The organism is Rhizobium sp. BK251 (assembly GCF_004345245.1).
In the GTDB taxonomy this organism is placed as follows: Bacteria; Pseudomonadota; Alphaproteobacteria; order Rhizobiales; family Rhizobiaceae; genus Rhizobium.
Map to the genome: position 1 here is coordinate 295191 of NZ_SLUQ01000008.1, position 19610 is coordinate 314800.

General features: G+C 61.4%; 16 protein-coding genes and 1 tRNA gene. 8 read left to right on the forward strand and 9 right to left on the reverse strand.

All coding sequences use genetic code 11. The annotated features are described in order from the left end of the window. Positions 1–22: 22 nt before the first annotated feature. Positions 23–97: transfer RNA gene (locus EV286_RS21910), tRNA-Val, on the reverse strand. A gap of 82 nt (positions 98–179) precedes the next feature. After that, positions 180–542: a response regulator CpdR1 gene (gene cpdR1, locus EV286_RS21915; protein ID WP_111162680.1), complete on the reverse strand. Its 363-nt coding sequence runs from the start codon at positions 540–542 to the stop codon at positions 180–182. A gap of 189 nt (positions 543–731) precedes the next feature. On the opposite strand from cpdR1, the gene EV286_RS21920 reads away from it, so the two are divergent. Beyond that, a complete protein-coding gene (locus tag EV286_RS21920; protein WP_132959280.1) occupies positions 732–1616 on the forward strand; it encodes an N-formylglutamate amidohydrolase in 885 nt (294 codons plus the stop codon). Positions 1617–1872: 256 nt separating this feature from the next. Next, positions 1873–2646, forward strand: a complete 774-nt coding sequence (hisN, locus tag EV286_RS21925) for a histidinol-phosphatase (RefSeq protein ID WP_132959281.1) — start codon at positions 1873–1875, stop codon at positions 2644–2646. 9 nt (positions 2647–2655) lie between these two features. Here the strand turns inward: hisN and EV286_RS21930 are convergent, their stop codons facing one another. After that, entirely contained in the window at positions 2656–3630 is a 975-nt protein-coding gene (locus tag EV286_RS21930; RefSeq protein ID WP_132959282.1) for an alpha/beta hydrolase, read from the reverse strand. Between the two features lie 549 nt (positions 3631–4179). Between EV286_RS21930 and EV286_RS21935 the strand changes: the two genes are divergently transcribed. Further along, positions 4180–4647 (forward strand): Hsp20 family protein, encoded by a 468-nt coding sequence (locus tag EV286_RS21935; protein ID WP_132959283.1) that lies wholly within the window; start codon positions 4180–4182, stop codon positions 4645–4647. Between the two features lie 51 nt (positions 4648–4698). On the opposite strand, the gene EV286_RS21940 is transcribed toward EV286_RS21935, so the two are convergent. Beyond that, positions 4699–5703, reverse strand: coding sequence for a bile acid:sodium symporter family protein (locus tag EV286_RS21940; RefSeq protein ID WP_132959284.1), 1005 nt, complete (start codon positions 5701–5703; stop codon positions 4699–4701). An 89-nt stretch (positions 5704–5792) separates the two neighbouring features. Between EV286_RS21940 and EV286_RS21945 the strand changes: the two genes are divergently transcribed. Beyond that, the gene (locus EV286_RS21945; protein ID WP_132959285.1) at positions 5793–6650 is read left to right on the forward strand and encodes a LysR family transcriptional regulator; all 858 of its coding nucleotides are present in this window, start codon (positions 5793–5795) and stop codon (positions 6648–6650) included. Positions 6651–6725: 75 nt separating this feature from the next. Here EV286_RS21945 and EV286_RS21950 read toward each other — a convergent pair whose 3' ends face one another. After that, the gene (locus tag EV286_RS21950; protein WP_132959286.1) at positions 6726–7142 is read right to left on the reverse strand and encodes a BA14K family protein; all 417 of its coding nucleotides are present in this window, start codon (positions 7140–7142) and stop codon (positions 6726–6728) included. Positions 7143–7363: 221 nt separating this feature from the next. On the opposite strand from EV286_RS21950, the gene EV286_RS32780 reads away from it, so the two are divergent. Beyond that, complete coding sequence (locus tag EV286_RS32780; protein WP_281041100.1) at positions 7364–7492, forward strand: hypothetical protein; 129 nt, start codon at positions 7364–7366, stop codon at positions 7490–7492. 9 nt (positions 7493–7501) lie between these two features. On the opposite strand, the gene EV286_RS21955 is transcribed toward EV286_RS32780, so the two are convergent. Continuing rightward, positions 7502–8551 carry a low specificity L-threonine aldolase gene (locus EV286_RS21955; RefSeq protein WP_132959287.1) on the reverse strand — a complete coding sequence of 350 codons (1050 nt, stop codon included), beginning with the start codon at positions 8549–8551 and terminating at the stop codon, positions 7502–7504. 532 nt (positions 8552–9083) lie between these two features. Here EV286_RS21955 and gltB point away from each other — a divergent pair. The 3 genes from gltB (at position 9084) to EV286_RS21970 (ending at position 16372) form a co-directional block, all read left to right on the forward strand. Beyond that, positions 9084–13805, forward strand: coding sequence for a glutamate synthase large subunit (gltB, locus tag EV286_RS21960; RefSeq protein ID WP_132959288.1), 4722 nt, complete (start codon positions 9084–9086; stop codon positions 13803–13805). 231 nt (positions 13806–14036) lie between these two features. Continuing rightward, complete coding sequence (locus EV286_RS21965; protein WP_132959289.1) at positions 14037–15491, forward strand: glutamate synthase subunit beta; 1455 nt, start codon at positions 14037–14039, stop codon at positions 15489–15491. Between the two features lie 272 nt (positions 15492–15763). Continuing rightward, the gene (locus EV286_RS21970; protein ID WP_132959290.1) at positions 15764–16372 is read left to right on the forward strand and encodes a hypothetical protein; all 609 of its coding nucleotides are present in this window, start codon (positions 15764–15766) and stop codon (positions 16370–16372) included. A 139-nt stretch (positions 16373–16511) separates the two neighbouring features. Here the strand turns inward: EV286_RS21970 and EV286_RS21975 are convergent, their stop codons facing one another. From EV286_RS21975 to EV286_RS21985, 3 genes are all read right to left on the reverse strand, one after another. Continuing rightward, positions 16512–17000 (reverse strand): GNAT family N-acetyltransferase, encoded by a 489-nt coding sequence (locus EV286_RS21975; protein WP_165932910.1) that lies wholly within the window; start codon positions 16998–17000, stop codon positions 16512–16514. A 94-nt stretch (positions 17001–17094) separates the two neighbouring features. Next, on the reverse strand, positions 17095–18312 hold the full coding sequence (locus tag EV286_RS21980) for a DUF459 domain-containing protein (protein WP_132959292.1): 1218 nt from the start codon (positions 18310–18312) through the stop codon (positions 17095–17097). Positions 18313–18384: 72 nt separating this feature from the next. Then, the gene (locus EV286_RS21985; RefSeq protein WP_132959293.1) at positions 18385–19608 is read right to left on the reverse strand and encodes a lytic murein transglycosylase; all 1224 of its coding nucleotides are present in this window, start codon (positions 19606–19608) and stop codon (positions 18385–18387) included. Positions 19609–19610: the final 2 nt, after the last annotated feature.

Here is a 19610-nt window from a genome sequence, read left to right on the forward strand (position 1 = left end):
CCCGCTAGGCCCTTTGAAAGGATGGTGGGCGTGACAGGGATTGAACCTGTGACCCCTACGATGTCAACGTAGTGCTCTCCCGCTGAGCTACACGCCCATCCGTTGGCGGCGCATAGACCACAAAACCCGAGGTGCCGTCAATAGACTTTTTTCGGTTTTGTGACCCTGCGCCGGACCCCTTATGCGGCAAGGAGTTTGTTCACTTCATCGACCAGTTCGCGAAGATGAAAGGGCTTGGAAAGGACCTTTGCATCCTTCGGAGCCTTCGAATCAGGATTGAGGGCAACAGCTGCGAAACCGGTGATGAACATCACCTTCAGGTCCGGGTCGAGCTCGGTCGCGCGGCGCGCAAGTTCGATGCCATCCATCTCGGGCATGACGATATCCGTCAAGAGCAGGGAGAAAGGCTCTTCGCGCAGCCGATCATAGGCACTGGCTCCATTGTCAAAGGACGAAACCTTGTAGCCGGCCTTTTCGAGTGCTTTCACCAGAAACCGGCGCATATCGTTGTCGTCTTCGGCAAGAAGTATTTTCTGAGTCATTATTGAACCGCTATTCGATGATTTCCGTCGGAGCCACGAGCTCGTCTACAGTGGGCTTCTCTTGGTAAATATCCGGTGAATTCCGCTGAGAAAGGGCCGTCGATTCCCTCTATAGATAGTATGGACTTGCGCGCAGGCAACTGGCAACATGAATGCCACGACAAGTTCATGACATGGTAAAGGGGTCGGATGTTTCCCGAAATCCGCGAGTTCGAGCTCTTCGAGGTTCGTGAGCCAACTACTCAGTCCATACCCTTTGTTTACAATTCTCCCCATAGCGGGCGGATCTATCCGCCGGAATTCGTCGCGCAGTCGCGCCTCCAGGGCATGGCGCTGCGGCGCTCGGAGGATCACTATGTAGACGAGCTCTTTTCGGCGGCAAGCGAACTCGGCGCTCCGCTCCTGCTCGCCAATTTTCCGCGTGCCTTTCTCGATGTTAACCGCGAGCCCTACGAGCTCGACCCGCGGATGTTCGAGGGCTCGCTGCCGCCCTTTGCCAACATCAATTCCCTGCGCGTGGCCGGCGGTCTCGGGACGATCCCGCGCATTGTCGCCGAGAACATGGAGATATATGCGCGGCGGTTTCCCGTCGAACAAGCGCTCGAGCGCATCGAGATGATCTACAAGCCCTACCACGCGGCACTGCGGCGGCTGATTGCCCGCACGCACGTCCAGTTCGGCTTCGGGATCCTGATCGACTGCCACTCCATGCCGGGCAATATCCGCGTCGCAGGCAGCAACACGAGGCCGGATTTCATCATCGGGGATCGCTACGGGACGAGCGCATCGGCGGATCTTTCGCGCGCCGCGATCCATTTTCTCGAGGACCTGGGGTTTTCAGCGATTCGCAACAAGCCCTATGCGGGCGGCTTCATCACCGAGCACTACGGACGACCGGCCCGCGGGCTCCACGCCCTCCAAATCGAAGTGAACCGATCCATCTATGTGGACGAATTCACGCTGCAGAAACGTCCGGACTTCGACGCGGTCGCCGCCGCGATCAGCGATTTCATGCGTTCGATGGCGCAGTATGTCGAGAAGTTTGCAGACGATACAGCGCTCGCCGCCGAATAGGCGAGACTGCGATCCGTCGGTCGGATCGGCAAAAAAAACCGCTCCGAAGAGCGGTTAAGTCTAGGGAGGAAACACCCAAGGAGGGTATTTACAGTCAGAAGACTGTAGGCTCAAAATATTATTGCGTTGCACAAATGTCAAGCAGTTTATTGCGCTGCAAAAATAAAGTGCAAACTCCTCCGCGGCTGCCTCCTTCGTTTGCAATCGCGGGATAATCGTCTAAGAAAATGCCAATTTTCCAGCCAGCAGGATCGTCATGCTTCCAGACCGCACCTTCTTCAATCGTCTGGCCGATGCGGCCAAGGCCGAGACCCTACCGCGTTTTCGCAAGGGTATCGACGTCGCGAACAAGATCGCGGGCGGTTTCGACCCGGTAACCGAAGGCGACCAGGCGGCGGAAGCTGCGATTCGGGCGCTGATCGAGCGGGAGTTTCCCGATCACGGCATCCTTGGCGAGGAGCACGGCAACATCGGCCTCGACCGCGAATATGTCTGGGTTATCGACCCCATCGACGGAACGCGGGCCTTCATCTCGGGCGTGCCCGTCTGGGGAACGCTGATCGGGCTGCAGCGAAACGGCCGCGCGGTTGCGGGCATGGTCGACCAGCCCTTTACCGGCGAGCGCTATTTCGCGGATGCCGAAGGCTCTTTCTACGCCGGGCCGGAAGGAGCGCGCCGGCTGGCGACGCGCGACTGCGGCAGCCTTTCAGAGGCGATCCTTTTTACGACGTCACCCCATATCTTTTCCGATTCGGAGCTTGAAAAGTATCGCGCGGTGGAAGGCAAGGTGCGCCTCTTCCGCTACGGCGTCGATTGCTATGCCTATGCGCTGCTTGCTGCCGGCCATGTCGACCTGGTGATAGAGAACAACCTGAAGCCCTATGATGTCGGAGGCCTCATCCCGGTCATCGAGCAGGCGGGCGGGATCATCACCACCTGGGATGGCGGACGTCCGGAAATGGGCGGTTCGATCATTGCCGCCGGCAGCCGGGCCATTCACGAGCAGGCGCTGGCGATCCTCGCGCGATAGGCCGGCGCTTCAGACGCCCGTTCCGATGATCTCCGTGCTTTGCTCGGCATCGCTGCCGGGAATGAACGCATGGAGGGCGGCAAGGGCCGCGTTGCGATACACGTCCCTTTCCTGAAAGATCTCATGCCGGGCACCGGGAACAGGGATGAGCTGCGCCGCACGGAAATAGCGCGAAAGCTGCTCCTGCGCCGCATAGGGGACGACGCCGTCGCGCGTCGGCGCAATCAGGATCGTCGGGATCGTGATCGAGAAGAGATGCTCCGGCGTGCTCACCTGGTCGATGGTCCGGAAAGCCTCGCAGAGCCAGCGGGCGGTCGGCGGGCCGAGGACGAGTTCGGGATGCTCACGCATCAGCTTCGCGTTGCGCTCGAAACGGGCTTCGTCGGAGGTCAGCGGATTGTCTTCGAAGGAAGGCTCCTTGAAGCGCCTGTTCAGTTGCATCGAGCCGAGGCCGAGGCCACTGGCAGTCGTAGACAGGAACCGGATCACCCCTTCGGGGGCAGCCTGCCCGGTGAGGCCAACGAAGGGGGCCGACAGCACTATCCTTTCAATACGCGTCGACAGCCGCGGCGCGGCCGAGAGCGCGATGAGCCCGCCGGTCGAATGACCGAGCAGAAAGAAGGGCAGGCGGGTATCGGGCAGGACGACCTGTTCGAGGAAACTGTCGAGATCGCGTTCGTAGTCGGCAAAGCGGCGCACATGGCCGCGGGTAACATCCTTCAGCATCCGCGCAGAGGCGCCCTGGCCGCGCAGGTCGAAGGTCGCGACCCAGAGGCCCTTGGCGGTGAGGTCGCGGATGGTCTCGAAATACTTCTCGATGAATTCGTTGCGCCCGTGGAGCAACACGACCGTTCCCTTGGCGACGGAATGGCTGGAGCGGAAGATGGCGTAGCGCAGCTTCAGCTTGTCATGTGTTTCGAAGAAGCCTTCGGAACGGTTCTCGGGGGCGGGATTGTCCGGGGAGGAATGGAGGATCGAATCCATGGCGCCTGCTGCGGTGGGTCTCGGAATCTGTGGGTAAAGGCGTAGGCGCAAGCGGAGCGAAAATCAAAGAAAAAAGGCCGGCCGTGCCGGGTAGAGAGGTCCGCACGGTCCGGCCAGGTCGGGGGCGAAGTCGGGCTTCGCTCCCGGACTGAAGAAGAAGGGACGATACACTTCAGTCATCGGGCCATTTGCACCCGACGGCAAAAGGAATAGGCGATCCCCCATGAACGGGGGCCGAACCGGCATTCACGCAAAATTCAGGTGGTTTCCGGCTGAGCGCAAACAAATGCCGCGGGCGCATCGGGTGACGGCAGGTTCCCCTCGATACTCATGTTTGCCGACGACGATTTTGAACGCCGGGAGGCGGCCATGGCGATGCGTGCAGAGGGTGATTTTCCGGGCTGCCGGAGAGGTCTTGAAGTCCCCGGCGCGCATCACCATCTGCATTCTGCGGGTGCCGAAAGGGTCCGCTGAACCGTCCCGAAGTCGCCGCGTGCGGGGCCGAGGGGCACTCAATATCGCAACTCGTCGCTTCCCTAGGAGGACAACATGCGTCACGTAGACTTTTCTCCCCTCTATCGTTCCACGGTCGGTTTCGATCGCCTGTTCACGATGCTCGACAGCCTTGCCCAGCCGGACCAGGGCCAGACCTATCCGCCCTACAACATCGAGCGCACGGGCGAGAACACTTATCGCATTACCATGGCCGTTGCCGGTTTCGACGAAACCGAGCTCACCATCGAAGCCAAGGCCCACGTGCTCACCGTCAAGGGTGAGAAGAGCGAGGAAAAGGCCGAAGGCAGTGAATTCCTCTATCGCGGTATTGCAAAGCGTGCTTTCGAGCGGCGCTTCCAGCTTGCCGACCATGTCGAGGTAGCTGCCGCTTCGTTGAAGAATGGCCTGCTGCATATCGACCTGTTGCGCAGCATCCCCGAAGCCATGAAGACGCGCAAGATCGCTATCGCGGCCGAGCCGGTGAATGCGCCGAAGACCATCGAGACCCAGGTCAACAGCTAATCCGCTTCCGTGCATGGAAATGAGAACGGCGCCCTTGGGGGCGCCGTTTCTTTATGCGGGGCTTACCGCTTGCTCGATCTCTTTCGCGCTGGCCCGCCGGGCGGCAGCGGCCGCATATTTCTGGGCGATAACGGCGCAGGCCATCAGCTGGACCTGGTGGAAGAGCATCACCGGCAACACGATCGCGCCGATGCTCTGGCCGGCGAAGATGACGTTTGCCATCGGCACGCCGCTCGCCAGGCTCTTCTTCGAGCCGCAGAACGTGATCGTGATCTCGTCCGCCTTGTCAAATCCGAGCAGTCGGCTGCCGAACATGGTCAGGACCAGCACGGCGGCAAGCAGGATCATGTCGACGACGATGACGGCGGCGATATCGCCGATCGAGAACGTATGCCAAAGGCCGGCGACGACGGCTGCGCTGAAGGCGGAATAGACGACCATGAGGATCGAGCCGCGGTCGACGGGCATCAGGATCTTCTTCTTTGCGCGGATCCAGTCGCCGATCCAGGGCTGAAGCAGCTGGCCTGCAACGAAGGGGGCGAGAAGCTGCATCAGGATCTGCTCCAGGGCATCCCACGAGAAGCCGCCATGGCCGCCGGCGGAAAAGAGAAGCCCGACGAGAAGTGGTGTCAGAAACATGCCGAAGATGTTCGATGCCGAGGCCGAGCAGATGGCCGCCGGCACGTTGCCGCCAGCGATCGACGTGAAGGCGATCGAAGACTGGACGGTCGAGGGCAGCACGCAAAGGAACAGAATGCCGAGATAGAGCGGCTGCGGGATGAAGGTCGGCGAAAGGACGCCGAGCGCAAGGCCCAGCAACGGGAACACGCCGAAAGTGACCAGCAGGATTACGAGATGCAGGCGCCAGTGCAGCATGCCGGCGACGACGACATCGCGCGAAAGCCGCGCGCCATGCAGGAAGAAGAGGAGGCCGACCGCGACATCCGTCGCGATGCCGAAATAGTCGGCGCCGACGCCATGCACCGGCAGGACCGAGGCAAGGGCTACCGTGAGAACCAGCAATATAGTGAAGGTGTCGGGCAGGAACCGGCGCATCAAATCCTCTTTCGCTAGACGATAAACTTTTGAGGCATTATGATGCTGGATGCAAGGAATAACAGTTATCGTAAAACAGGATGACTCCGATGCTCGACCTCACGCAATTGCGCAGTTTCATTGCCGTCGAGCAGATGGGCAGTTTTACGCTCGCGGCGGAGAGGCTCGGACTGGGTCAATCCACGGTCAGCCAGCATGTCCAACGGCTGGAAGCGGCGCTTGGACGCCGTCTGCTGGAACGCGACACCCACAAGGCGGTCCTGACAGCCGATGGCGAGGCGCTTCTCGGCCATGCGAGACAGATGCTGGCCCTCGAGGGGCAGGTGCGCTCGCTCTTTGCACAGACGAGCCTGCGCGGCCGACTGCGGCTCGGTGTTTCCGAAGACTTCGTGACGAGCCAGTTGCCGGCGGTGCTGGAAGATTTCGTACGTTCCCACCCGTCCGTCGACCTTGAATTGACCGTCGCTCTGAGCGGCGAGCTCTACGTCATGCAGGACCGCGGCGAAATCGACCTCGTTCTCGCCAAGCGCCGGTTGGGGGATGCGCGGGGCCGGCTTGTCTATCGCGAGCCGCTGGTCTGGTTCGCCCGAGATCCGGCGCGGGCGCTCTCCACGTCGCCGCTGCCGCTCATCGCCTTCCCGCCACCGAGCGTCACGCGTGCCATCGCACTTGAAGCGCTTGGCCGACAGGGCGTCGCATGGCGGATCGTCTGCACCTGCGGCAGCCTGAGCGGACTAACCGCTGCCGCCCGCGCCGGGATGGGCGTGCTGGTCCAGCCGCGGAGCATGGCACCGTCCGGTCTGAAGGAGATCTCCCCGGGCAGGCTGCCCACGCTGGAGGACGTCGAATTCGTCCTCGTGCCCCGCAAGGGTGCGGATCAGGCACTGGTGTCGGCACTGTCGGAAGACATCCTCGGCAAGGTGCGCAGCCTGCGTTCCAGTGCCTGAGAGTAGCCCCGCCTGCTCAAAGGGGGCAGGCGAGGTTTCGAGCGTCGGTCGGCGAAGCCGCACGCAGCGGCTATATCAGGGGGAAACGCACTGCTGGCGCGGGCCGTTGTTGGGCTGAAACGTGTTGTCGGAAGCCCTGTACGAGCGATAGCGCCCGTAGCACCAGCGCGTGTGGGAATCGCCGCTGTAGTAGTAGCGCGGCTCTTGCGAGGCGCTCAGGGCGCCGCCGATGATGGCGCCGGCTGCGAGACCGCCGATGATGGCGCCGGTGTAGTTATGGTGATGGTGATAGTAGCGACCACCATAATAGCGACCGCCATAATAGCGGTGGCCCCCGTAACCATGGTGCCGATACCAGCCGTTGTAACGGACCTGTTCGACATTTGGCGTCACAGCCGGCTTTTCGATGTTTGCGATGGGGAACGCTTGGGCTGGGGAGATACCGATAAAGGCGGTTGCGAAGGAAATAATAACAACTGCTAGTTTTTTCATGACTCATTTCACTTCCTGGCTGCGGATTTCCTGCTGTAAATCGCGCCAGCCGCAGTGAAGTTCCATTCAGGTTTCTGCTTTGCAGGCCTCCTCACGCAAACGTTAACGGGCCGCTTACCATGTTAAGGCGCTCTCAACCCTTTCGCTTAGGCATCTGGTGACCTTCGGCGCCTAGGGTCGGGCCATCCACGGTCGACGTTCGGGGCAAGGAGAACGGACCGATGATTTATGGAGCGATATTCGTATCTGGACTGGTCGCCTGCGTGATGATGATCATCGTCGTCGGGCACGACGCAAAGACGACGGACAATGGAGCGCCATCGGCCGTCGTCATAGTCAATCGAAACTAGTTTGGGCCTTCAGGCGGCAAGGCAATCCAGGAAACCGTCGACATCCGCTTCGCTCGTCGCGAAGCTTGTGACGAGGCGGATCAGTGTCTCGTCCGGGCCGACGAGCTCGGGGGTCGCGGGCGGGACCGGCCATTCATAGAATTTAGCGCCCCTTTCCACCGCGTTTCTTGCTGCACTCTTCGGGATGACAGCGAAGACCTCGTTCGCCGAGGTCGGCCAGCTGAGCCGGGCCGAATTGCTGGCATTGATGCCGGCGCGCAGCCGATCGGACATGCCGTTTGCGTGCCGGGCGAGGTCAAGCCACAGCCCGTCCTGGAAATAGGCGTCGAACTGGGCTGCAATGAAGCGCGACTTCGAAAAGAGCTGCGCGGCACGCTTGCGGATGAAGGGCATTTCCTTCGCCTGCTCCGGATTGAAGAAGACGATCGCCTCCGCGCACCAGCAGCCGTTCTTCGTGCCTCCGAAGGAAAGCATGTCGATGCCGCGCTTCCATGTCATCTCGGCCGGAGTGGCACCGAGCGCGACGAGAGCATTGGCGAAGCGCGCACCATCCATGTGGAGCGGCAGGTTATCCCTTTTCGCGATCCTGGCGATTTCGTCGATCTCCGCGAGGGAATAGACGGTACCGACCTCGGTCGCCTGGGTGATCGTGACTGCCGTCGCCCGGCCGTGCATCACGGCGGTCTGCGGGAATGCAGCGATCTTTTCTGCCAGCTTTGCGGGATCGATCTTTCCGTCTTGACCCGGCACGCCGTGGAGGCGGGCACTGCTGAAAAACTCCGGGGCTCCGCATTCATCGGCAATCACATGGGCCGCGGTATGGCAGAAGGCGATTCCGCCGGGGCGCTGCACGCTTGCAAGCGAAAGCGAATTGGCGGCAGTTCCGGTGGCGACGAAGAAAACGGAGACCTCGCGCTCGAAGATTTCGGCAAAGCGTGCCTCGACCTTCTTGTCGAGGTCGCCCGCGCCATATGCGGCGGCAAAGCCGGTGGATTCTGCGAGGAGGCGTTCGGCAATGGATTTGTGGGCGCCAGCCCAATTATCGGAAGCAAAAAACATGGGAGAACCGTCTGGAATTCTTGGGATCGTTGGAATGACCGCGGACATTACGGCAATGCGAAGGCGGATCAAGGGCGGGTGTCGCGATCCATCACGGAAATTGAACTACGCAATCAATAAACAAAATACTGCGGTGCGGTGTAATTTTCTTTCTCTAATTTTGCGCATCTGGCAATCTTCCGTCTTTAGGTAACGTTTTTTTAGCGAAGCGCTCTTGCAGAGGGAGCCTCTTTCTGGCATAGAACTGGTGAATTAGGACAGTGTTGCTGTCCTATTTTGGCCCCTGTGGCCGAAGAGGCGCCAAAAACCCTGACGTTTGCTGGGTTTCACGCTATAGTCCCCGGAGCGCCAGCCATTGGCGGCGCGGAGGCGAATGGCAGGCGCGGAACGCGACGGTTCGCTTTTCCGAGCGACGCCAGCGACCGAATCTTCACAATGCAACAGCGCTGTCATGCGCCGAACCTAGTGTCAAAGGGTACGGCGCTCGACGAAAAGCCGCCCGCAGCCGCGGGCCCTGAAGGAGGAAGATACGATGACGAAGACGCCATCCACGGGTTTTGACCAGTTCGCAGCAGCAGACGTGCGCGCGACGGCCGAAACGCGTAAATCTGCCTCCGGCTTGCCAGCGAAACAGGGCCTTTACGATCCGCGCAACGAGCATGACGCCTGTGGCGTCGGCTTTGTCGCACATATGAAGGGCCAGAAGTCGCACCAGATCGTGCGCGACGGCCTGTTCATTCTGGAAAACCTCACCCATCGCGGCGCCGTCGGTGCTGATCCGCTGATGGGCGATGGTGCCGGTATTCTGGTTCAGATTCCCGACCGCTTCTTCCGCGAGGAGATGGCCGCGCAGGGGATTACCCTGCCCAAGGCAGGCGAATACGGTGTCGGCCACATCTTCATGCCGAATGACGAAAAGCAGATCGAGCACTTCAAGAAAGTGATCAAGGACGTCATCACCGAGGAAGGCCAGGTGTTCCTAGGCTTCCGCGACGTGCCCGTGGACAATTCGTCACTCTCCAAGGCTCCGCAGATCGCCGCCACCGAGCCGCACCACGTCCAGGTCTTCATCGGCGCCGGGCGCGATGCCGCGACGAACGACGAGTTCGAGCGCCGGCTCTTCACGCTGCGCAAGGTGATCTCCAACCGCATCTACGACGAATTCGAAGGCGAGGAAAACGGCTTCTACCCGGTTTCGCTTTCGAGCGCGACGCTTGTCTACAAGGGCATGTTCCTCGCATACCAGGTGGGCGCCTACTACAAGGACCTTTCGGACCCGCGGTTCGAAAGTGCCGTGGCGCTCGTTCACCAGCGCTTTTCGACGAACACCTTCCCATCGTGGAAGCTCGCCCATCCTTATCGCATGGTCGCCCATAACGGCGAGATCAACACGCTGCGCGGCAACGTCAACTGGATGGCGGCGCGCCAGGCCTCCGTATCCTCGCCGCTCTTCGCCGACGATATCTCCAAGCTCTGGCCGATCTCCTATGAAGGCCAGTCGGACACCGCCTGCTTCGACAACGCGCTCGAATTCCTCGTGCGCGGCGGCTATTCCATGGCTCATGCGGTGATGATGCTGATCCCGGAGGCCTGGGCCGGCAACCAGTCGATGGCGGCCGAACGCAAGGCCTTCTACGAGTACCATGCCGCCCTGATGGAGCCGTGGGACGGGCCGGCGGCCGTCGCTTTCACCGATGGCAAGCAGATCGGCGCGACGCTCGACCGCAACGGCCTACGTCCAGCACGCTACCTCGTGACAAATGACGACCGCGTCATCATGGCGTCGGAAGCGGGCGTTCTGCCGGTGGCGGAAGAAACCATCATCCAGAAGTGGCGCCTGCAGCCGGGCAAGATGCTGCTGATCGACATGGAGCAAGGCCGCATCATCTCCGACGACGAGGTGAAGTCGCAGCTTGCGACCAAGCATCCCTACCGGAAGTGGCTGGACCGCACGCAGCTGATCCTCGAGGACCTGAAGCCGGTGGAGCCGCGGGCGCTGCGCCGCGACGTCTCGCTGCTCGACCGCCAGCAGGCATTCGGCTACACGCTCGAAGACACGAAACTGCTGATGTCGCCGATGGCCACGACCGGCCAGGAGGCGATCGGCTCCATGGGCACGGACACGCCGATCTCGGCCATGTCCGACAAGTCGAAGCTGCTCTACACCTATTTCAAGCAGAACTTCGCACAGGTCACGAACCCGCCGATCGATCCGATCCGCGAGGAGCTGGTGATGAGCCTCGTCTCGTTCATCGGCCCGCGACCCAACATCCTCGATCATACCGGCATGGCGAACGCCAAGCGGCTCGAGGTGCGCCAGCCGATCCTGACCAACGGCGATCTCGAAAAGATCCGCTCGATCGGCCACACAGAAGACCGCTTCGACACCAAGACGCTCGACTTCACCTATGATGTCGAGCGCGGCGCCGAAGGCATGCCGGAAATGCTCGATCGCCTGTGCGAGCGTGCGGAAGCGGCGGTCAAGGGCGGATACAACATCATCGTGCTCTCCGACCGCCAGATCGGGCCGGACCGCATTGCGATCCCGGCGCTTCTCGCAACCGCTGCCGTCCATCATCACCTGATCCGCAAGGGGCTGCGCACCTCCGTCGGTCTCGTCGTCGAAACCGGCGAGCCGCGCGAGGTCCATCACTTCTGCCTGCTTGCGGGCTATGGCGCGGAGGCGATCAACCCCTATCTCGCCTTCGACACGCTGCTCGACATGCATGCAAAGGGCGAGTTCCCGAAGGAAGTGGATGCCACCGAAGTCGTCTACCGCTACATCAAGGCGGTCGGCAAGGGCATCCTCAAGGTCATGTCCAAGATGGGCATTTCGACCTACCAGTCCTATTGCGGCGCGCAGATCTTCGATGCGATCGGCCTGCAGTCCGAACTGGTCGACAAGTACTTCTTCGGCACCGCGACGATGATCGAAGGCGTCGGTCTCGAGGCGATCGCCAACGAGACCGTTGCCCGCCACCAGGCCGCTTTCGGTAAGGATCCGATCCTGGCGACGACACTCGATATCGGCGGCGAATATGCCTATCGCATGCGCGGCGAAAGCCATGCCTGGACGCCGGATGCGGTCGCAGCGCTCCAGCATGCCGTTCGCGGCAACGCCGAGGACCGCTATCGCGAGTTCTCCGCGATGGTGAACGCGTCCACGCTTCGGATGAACACGATCCGCGGTCTTTTCAAGATCAAGCAGGCCGATGCTTCCGGCCGCAAGCCGGTACCACTGGAAGAGGTCGAGGCGGCGTCCGACATCGTCAAGCGCTTCTCGACCGGGGCCATGTCCTTCGGCTCGATCAGCCGCGAGGCGCATACGACGCTCGCCATCGCCATGAACCGGATCGGCGGCAAGTCGAACACCGGCGAGGGGGGCGAGGAGAGCGATCGCTACATGCCGCTTCCGGACGGTTCGATGAACCCGGAACGTTCGGCGATCAAGCAGATCGCATCGGGCCGCTTCGGCGTCACGACCGAATATCTGGTCAATGCGGACATGCTGCAGATCAAGGTGGCGCAGGGTGCGAAGCCCGGCGAAGGCGGCCAGCTGCCTGGCCACAAGGTCGATGCGACGGTCGCCAAGACCCGTCACTCGACGCCGGGGGTTGGTCTCATCTCGCCGCCGCCGCATCACGACATCTATTCGATCGAGGATCTGGCGCAGCTCATCTACGACCTCAAGAACGTCAACCCGACCTCCGACGTTTCCGTGAAGCTCGTCTCGGAAGTGGGTGTCGGCACGGTTGCGGCGGGCGTTGCCAAGGCGCGCGCCGATCACATCACCGTTGCCGGCTATGACGGCGGCACCGGCGCCTCGCCGCTGACCTCGCTCAAGCACGCCGGCTCGCCCTGGGAAATCGGCCTTGCCGAGACCCAGCAGACGCTGGTCCTGAACGGGCTTCGCTCGCGCGTTGCCCTGCAGGTGGACGGTGGCCTCAAGACCGGCCGCGATGTCATCATCGGGGCTCTCCTCGGCGCCGACGAATTCGGCTTCGCGACCGCGCCGCTGATCGCTGCCGGCTGCATCATGATGCGCAAGTGCCACCTCAACACCTGTCCGGTAGGTGTGGCCACTCAGGATCCGGTGCTGCGCAAGCGCTTCAAGGGCACGCCCGAGCACGTCATCAACTACTTCTTCTTCGTGGCCGAGGAAGTGCGCGAAATCCTGGCCTCGCTCGGTGCGCGCAAGCTCGACGAGATCATCGGCGCATCCGAACTCCTGGAGAAGGACGGGATGCTCGCCCACTGGAAGGCGAGGGGGCTCGACTTCTCGCGCATCTTCCACAAGGTCGAGGCGCCGAAGGAAGAGACCTACTGGACGACGCGCCAGAACCATCCGATCCACGACATTCTCGATCGCAAGCTGATCGAGAAGGCGGAGCCTGCGCTCTCTTCCAAGACGCCGGTCGCCTTCGAGGTCGACATCAAGAACGTCGACCGTTCGGCGGGTGCCATGCTCTCCGGCGAAGTCGCCAAGCGCTATCGCCACCGCGGCCTCAAGGAGGACACGATCAACGTCACGCTGAGAGGCACGGCCGGGCAGTCGTTCGCGGCGTTCCTGGCGCGGGGCGTCACCTTCAACCTCATCGGCGACGGCAACGACTATGTCGGCAAGGGTCTTTCCGGCGGCAAGATCATCATCCGTCCGCCGGAGAACTCGAAGATCCTCGCGGAGAACTCGATCATCGTCGGCAACACGGTGCTCTACGGCGCAATCGAGGGTGAATGCTACTTCCGCGGTGTCGCGGGCGAACGCTTCGCCGTGCGCAATTCGGGCGCGGTCGCCGTCGTTGAAGGCGTGGGCGACCATGGCTGCGAATACATGACGGGCGGCGTGGTCGTCGTGCTCGGTGGAACGGGCCGCAATTTCGCAGCCGGTATGTCCGGCGGCGTGGCCTATGTCCTCGACGAACAGGGCGATTTCGCCAAGCGCTGCAACATGGCGATGGTCGAGCTCGAGCCGGTTCCGGAAGAGGACGACATGCTCGAGAGGCTGCACCATCACGGTGGCGATCTCATGCACAAGGGACGCGTGGACGTCTCCGGTGACATGACGCGACATGACGAGGAGCGGCTCTACCAGCTCATCTCCAATCATCTGCACTATACGGGCTCGACCCGCGCCAAGCAGATCCTGGACGACTGGGCCGAGTACCGCCCGAAATTCCGCAAGGTCATGCCGGTCGAATACCGCCGTGCGCTCGAGGAAATGGAGCGCAGCCGGATGGGCATCGCAGCGGAATAAGCGCGTCGAACAATCCGCCACACGGGTTCACCCATGTGGCGAATGACCGAAATATCTCAATGACTGATGCCGATTGCGCCGACGGCCGAATGCTGTCGGAAACGCTTGGATGGCTTTCAAGGGATATGTTCTAATGACGGTCGAGACAAACAACTTGCCCCGGGACATGGGGCTGACCATAGACAACGGGCCGCAGGCGAGGCGGTCATGAGGGTAGTAAGGGACGAAAGTATGGGCAAGGTAACAGGATTTCTGGAAATCGACCGGCAGGTTGCGAAGTACCAGCCTGCATCGGATCGCATCCGGCATTTCCGCGAATTCACGATCCCCATGTCGGACCAGGAAGTGCAGAAACAGGCAGCCCGCTGCATGGACTGTGGCATTCCCTATTGCCATGGCCCGACCGGCTGCCCGGTTCACAACCAGATTCCGGACTGGAACGACCTCGTCTACAACAACAACTGGGAAGAGGCGATCCGCAACCTGCATTCGACCAACAACTTCCCGGAATTCACCGGCCGCGTCTGCCCCGCCCCCTGCGAGGAGGCCTGCACGCTGAACCTCGAGGATGCGCCGGTCGCCATTAAGACCGTCGAGCAGGCGATCGCCGACAAGGCCTATGAGCTCGGCTTCATCCGCCCGCAGCCGGCGACGATGCATACGGGCAAGAAGGTCGCGATCATCGGTTCGGGTCCTGCCGGCATGGCGGCTGCGCAGCAGCTCGGCCGCGCCGGCCACGACGTCCATGTCTACGAGCGCGAGAGCAAGCCCGGCGGGTTGCTGCGCTATGGCATTCCCGACTTCAAGATGGAGAAGAACTTCATCGACCGCCGCGTCGAGCAGATGCGGGGCGAAGGCGTCACCTTCCATTGCGGCGTCAATGTCGGCGTCGACCTGCCGGTTGCGCAGCTGCTCGCGGAGCACGACGCCGTGCTCTACTGCGGCGGCTCGGAAACCCCGCGCGAGGCGGGCATCCCCGGCATCGACCTTGCCGGCGTCCATGACGCGATGCCCTACCTGGTGCAGCAGAACAAGCGCCTCGGCCGCGAGAACATCGACAGCGTCGGCTGGCCGGCTGATCCGATCCTCGCGGGCGGAAAGCATGTCGTCGTCGTCGGTGGCGGCGATACGGCGTCCGACTGCGTCGGCACCGCCTTCCGCCAGGGCGCGGTGAAGGTCACCCAGCTCGACATCCGCCCGCAGCCGCCGGAGAAGGAAGACAAGCTCGCGGTCTGGCCGTTCTGGGCCACCAAGATGCGCACCTCGTCATCACAGGCAGAAGGAGCCGTGCGCGAGTTCCAGGTCGCCACGCTCGAATTCGTCGGCGAGGACGGCGTCCTGACCGGCGTGAAGTGCTGCGAGGTCGACGAGAAGCGCAAGCCGATCGCCGGCACGGAATTCGTCATCAAGGCCGATCTTGGCTTCATCGCCATCGGTTTCCGCGGTCCGTTCGACAACAGCGTTCTGAAGGAGCTTGAAGGCTCGCTCTCGCTCAACACCGACCGCCGCGGCTCGACCAACGTCGTTGCCAACGAGGACGATTACAAGACGTCGGTCGACAAGCTCTGGGTCGCCGGCGACGTGCGCCGCGGCCAGTCGCTGGTCGTCTGGGCGATCCGCGAAGGCCGCCAGGCCGCACGTTCCATCGACGAGGCGCTGATGGGCGCGACAGTTCTGCCACGCTGACGGCGCGGGGAAAGACCGATCGAATTGATGGGAGGCCCTCGAATTTTGGCCTCCCAGCTAAAATGTGGAATGCTTTCTGTCGCAAGAGCCGGTCGCATAACTACGACCGAGCGTTCTGCAGTTGTGAGTCTGTTCCCGAAAGATGGGCCATGGCAAACGCTGGCACAACGCAACATCGTGGGGAATTGAGGCCGTATTTACTCACGGTAGAAAATGGTACTGTTCAGGACTAGAGTGGAGAGCAAGCCTGAACTGCTGGGGAATTGCGAGCAATGAAAGAGTCGCTGCAACGCGAGTGGTTGACGGATATTCTGGAAGCCACGCCGTCGATCGTTTTTCTTGCGCTTTGGCGCAGCGATGTGGATTTGCAGCTATCCGGCTGGATCGGAGCGGGTCTGGCAGCAGCGTTGTTCATCGCGTTTCGTTATTTTCGGCTTCAATTCAATCCCATCATGCTGGGAATAAATACTCATCTACTGATCATTACGCCGATAATCATGGCCAGCTTCTATGCCGGTGCCCGCGAACTTAGTGCTGCTCTCGTTGCCCACTCATACCGCGGGGTTTTGGTCACCGTCTTCCTAGCCGGATGCGGGCTGAGTTTCTTCTCCGAACGTGGCTTTGTTGGAATTGGCGGCTTGTCGATGACCAGCCGTTGGAGATATTCGGGGGTACTCCTCGCTGTATCGGCGGTGGCCGTCATATGGGCCCTTAGCTTCACAGGTGGCGACTTTCTGGCGGTTGCAGCCCCCATGGTCGCAATGTTCGGTCTACGGCGGTTTTTGATAGCAAGGGCTCTCGATACCAATCAGATAGTAGGCATAGCGACCGTAGGAGTAGGCTCTGTATTGGCGACCGGACCTGACGCGGAAACCGTTTAGACCAGTTTTCAGACAGTCTCACGAATTTTCGCCAGCGACTTTCGCGACCGAAATTCCTCGGGGGGGTTTCAATCCTCTGTTTTTGCCGCGAAAGTTAGGATTTTGTGACGACAGCTTTGAGCCCATTGCGTCCGGTATTTCAGCTTGTGTAGATGACCTGTTCGGCTCCGAAGCGCTGCACTCGCCGCAACTCCTTCATCCCCAGTCTTTCAAGAAGACGACAAGATGCGATGTTGGCAGACTGGGTCTCTGCTATGAGCCGTTCGAGCCGCATATCGTTCAGAGCATACTCGAGGACCCGCTTGGTAGCTTCGATGGCGTAACCGAGCCCCCATGAGTCGGGATGAAACTGGTAAGACAGCTCGAGATCCTCTCCTTCTCTATGATTGGATATGAAGAGCAAACCAAGGGGTTGATCAAAATCCTTGGTTTCGGCGAGCCAAATCATTTCTCGCTCATCGACCATGAAATAGCTGGAGACAACCGCATCACGGCGAATGGCCGGCACCGGACCGCCGAGGAAACGGCGGACTTCCTCATGGCCAATCAACTCGTTGATGAACGAGGTGTCCGTCGGAAGAAGCCCGCGCAGATGGAGACGGGCTGTTTCGAGATGCCTGATGGTCATGCTGTGACTTTGCTTGGTCTGCGATTGAATGTCCGAAAAGTGGATCATGAATCGCAAAACTCTCAACTGGAGGCCCTCGAATTTCGGGGTCTTTCTATTGCTTTGCCTGCGTTGTGGGCTTGGCTGGTGCCAGGCGATAGTCGTCGACGCGTCCGGCGGGGGCTGGGGCCATTTTTCCGCTCTCGACGAGCAGGTCGCGCGGCGACTTGTTGACGGTGACCGGCATCGCTCCGCCGCCGAGGAGCTCGGATCCGCCATCGAGTTCCGGATCGGAAAGACTGATCGGCTGGGTTCGCACGATGGCGTTGAACTCGGATGGTGGAAGATTGATCGTGCCCGGCAGGCTGCCCGAATCCAGGCGGGCGAGATCCGGGCTTGCCTGGTCGCCGAGCAGGCGTCGTGCAGTTTTTTCGACATAGAAGGCAAGCTTGCGGCGTCCGGCCTCGGTGAGGTTGATGCCGTCGGCGGTACGCAGGCGCACCTGTTGGCCATTGATATCCGAGCCGGTTACGACGAACTTGCCGTTCTCATCCACGAAGCCGTCCCAGACGTCGATGAATTCTCCCCCTATCGTCTCGACCTGGTTGCGATAGAGCTGGTTCATCTGCACTGCATCCGCCGTCATGGACGGTGAATCGAAGGCCGGCAGGCCGACCCAGAGCAGCGGCAGCTTGCGGTCCGTTGCCGCCTTCGCGAAGGTGAGCACGCGCTGGCGATACTCCGCAAACCACGCATCCGTGCGGAACTTCTCCTTCGCCCCGTTGATGGTCATCTGCTGGCGGTCGTTCGCGCCGATCTCGACCACGACGATCGCCGGCTTCGCCTCATCCAGGAATATCGGCAGTTGCTGCTGCCAGTTATAGTAGTCGTCCCGCACCAGCCCGGAGGCGACGTTGCTGCGGGTATCGACGATGACGCCGGGGGAGTTTTCGAAGGCGGCTTCCAGCCCGTCGCCGAGCCCGCCCGCGAGGAAATCGCCGACCACGAGGATCTTTTTCGCATTGTCGAGTTTCTCGACTGCGGGCGCTTTTGGCGGAGCCGCAACGACCGCAGGAGCAACCCGCGGCGCTACGGTGCGGGCGCGGGGCCTGACGATCCGTCTTTGAGGTGGCGGCTGGGCCGGGGCGTAGTATTGAGGTGCCACGCGCCGGCCAAAGAAAAACTCCAGCAGCGAGCGCCGCTGATAGCGTTCCTGAGCCTCGGCGAGCGGCGCAAGGCAGACAATCCCCACGCATGCGGCGAGCAGACCGGCGGAAAGCCGTTTGAGCGGCCACGCCCGCGCCTGGCGTTCCCTGGTGTCCATCCGTCCCATTCCTGTTTTCTTCATTTTCTCACAAGAAGGGACCCGCAGTCCACCCAAGATGCCATGCCGAGAGATCACCGGCTACCGGCGCAGCGCGTCCAGGAGATCCTTGGACGGCTGGCCGTCCGGGGTCATTCCCATCCGGTTCTGGATGGCAGAGATGGCAGCCTTCGAGCCCGAGCCGAAGTTACCGTCAATCTCGCCATCGTAATAGCCGAGGACCTTGAGGCGGTTCTGCAGCTCGAACTTTTCCTTCATGTCGAGCGTGCCGGCCGGACGCGGCCACTGCTGCTTCAGGCCGCCATAGCCGGCGATCTCGTCGGCGAGCAGGCCGACAGCCAGGGCATAGGTGTCCGAGGCGTTGTAGCGCTTGATGGTGAAGAAGTTCTTGGTCATCAGGAAGCCTGGGCCGTTTGCTCCCGCCGGCAGCTTCAGCGTTGCCCGGTCCGCTCCGTTGCGGAAGCCCTTGCCGCCTGCGCGGAGGAAACCAAGGGAGGCCCACTCCGAAAGCGTGCGCGTCGTGCCCTCCTGAGCGCCAGCGCCGCCCGGGACAACCACCTCGTAGCCCCAGGTCTTGCCGGTCTGCCAGCCATTCTTCATCAGCAGATTGGCCGTGGTTGCCAGTGCATCGGGCACGGAGTTCCAGATATCGCGATGGCCGTTGCCGTCGGCGTCAACTGCGTAGAGAAGGTAGCTGGTGGGGATGAACTGCGTGTGCCCCATGGCGCCTGCCCAGGAGCCCGTCATCTCCTTGGCGGAAACGTCACCGTTCTGCAGGATCTTCAGCGCGGCGATCAGCTGTTTCTGCGCGAACTTGGCGCGCTTGGGATCGGCATAGGCGAGCGTTGCCAGTGCGCGCGGCACATAATGCAGGCGATCTTCCTTGTCCAGCACTGCGCCATAATTGGATTCCATCGACCAGATGGCGAGGATGATGTTGCGATCGACGCCGAAATGCTGCTCCAGCACCTTCAGCGTGCGGGCATGCTTGCGTGCCATCTGACGGCCGATATCGACCGTGTAGGGATTGACGCGCGAATCAACGTAGTCCCAGATCTTCGCGGTGAACTCGGGCTGGAATGCAGCCTTCTCCAGCACCGTCGGATCCGGCTCGGTCACGCCCGCGAATGCCTTGCGGTATGTGGCCGAGGTTATGCCATTCTGCGCTGCCGTCTGATAAAAACCGTCGATCCACTTGCGGAACCCGGTGTCGGCATTAGCGTTAGAGGGGAGAAATCCTGCCGTGGCACTGAGCATGAGCGCCAGGGCAATACTACCGAATGCATGTCTGCGTTTCTGGGGCATTG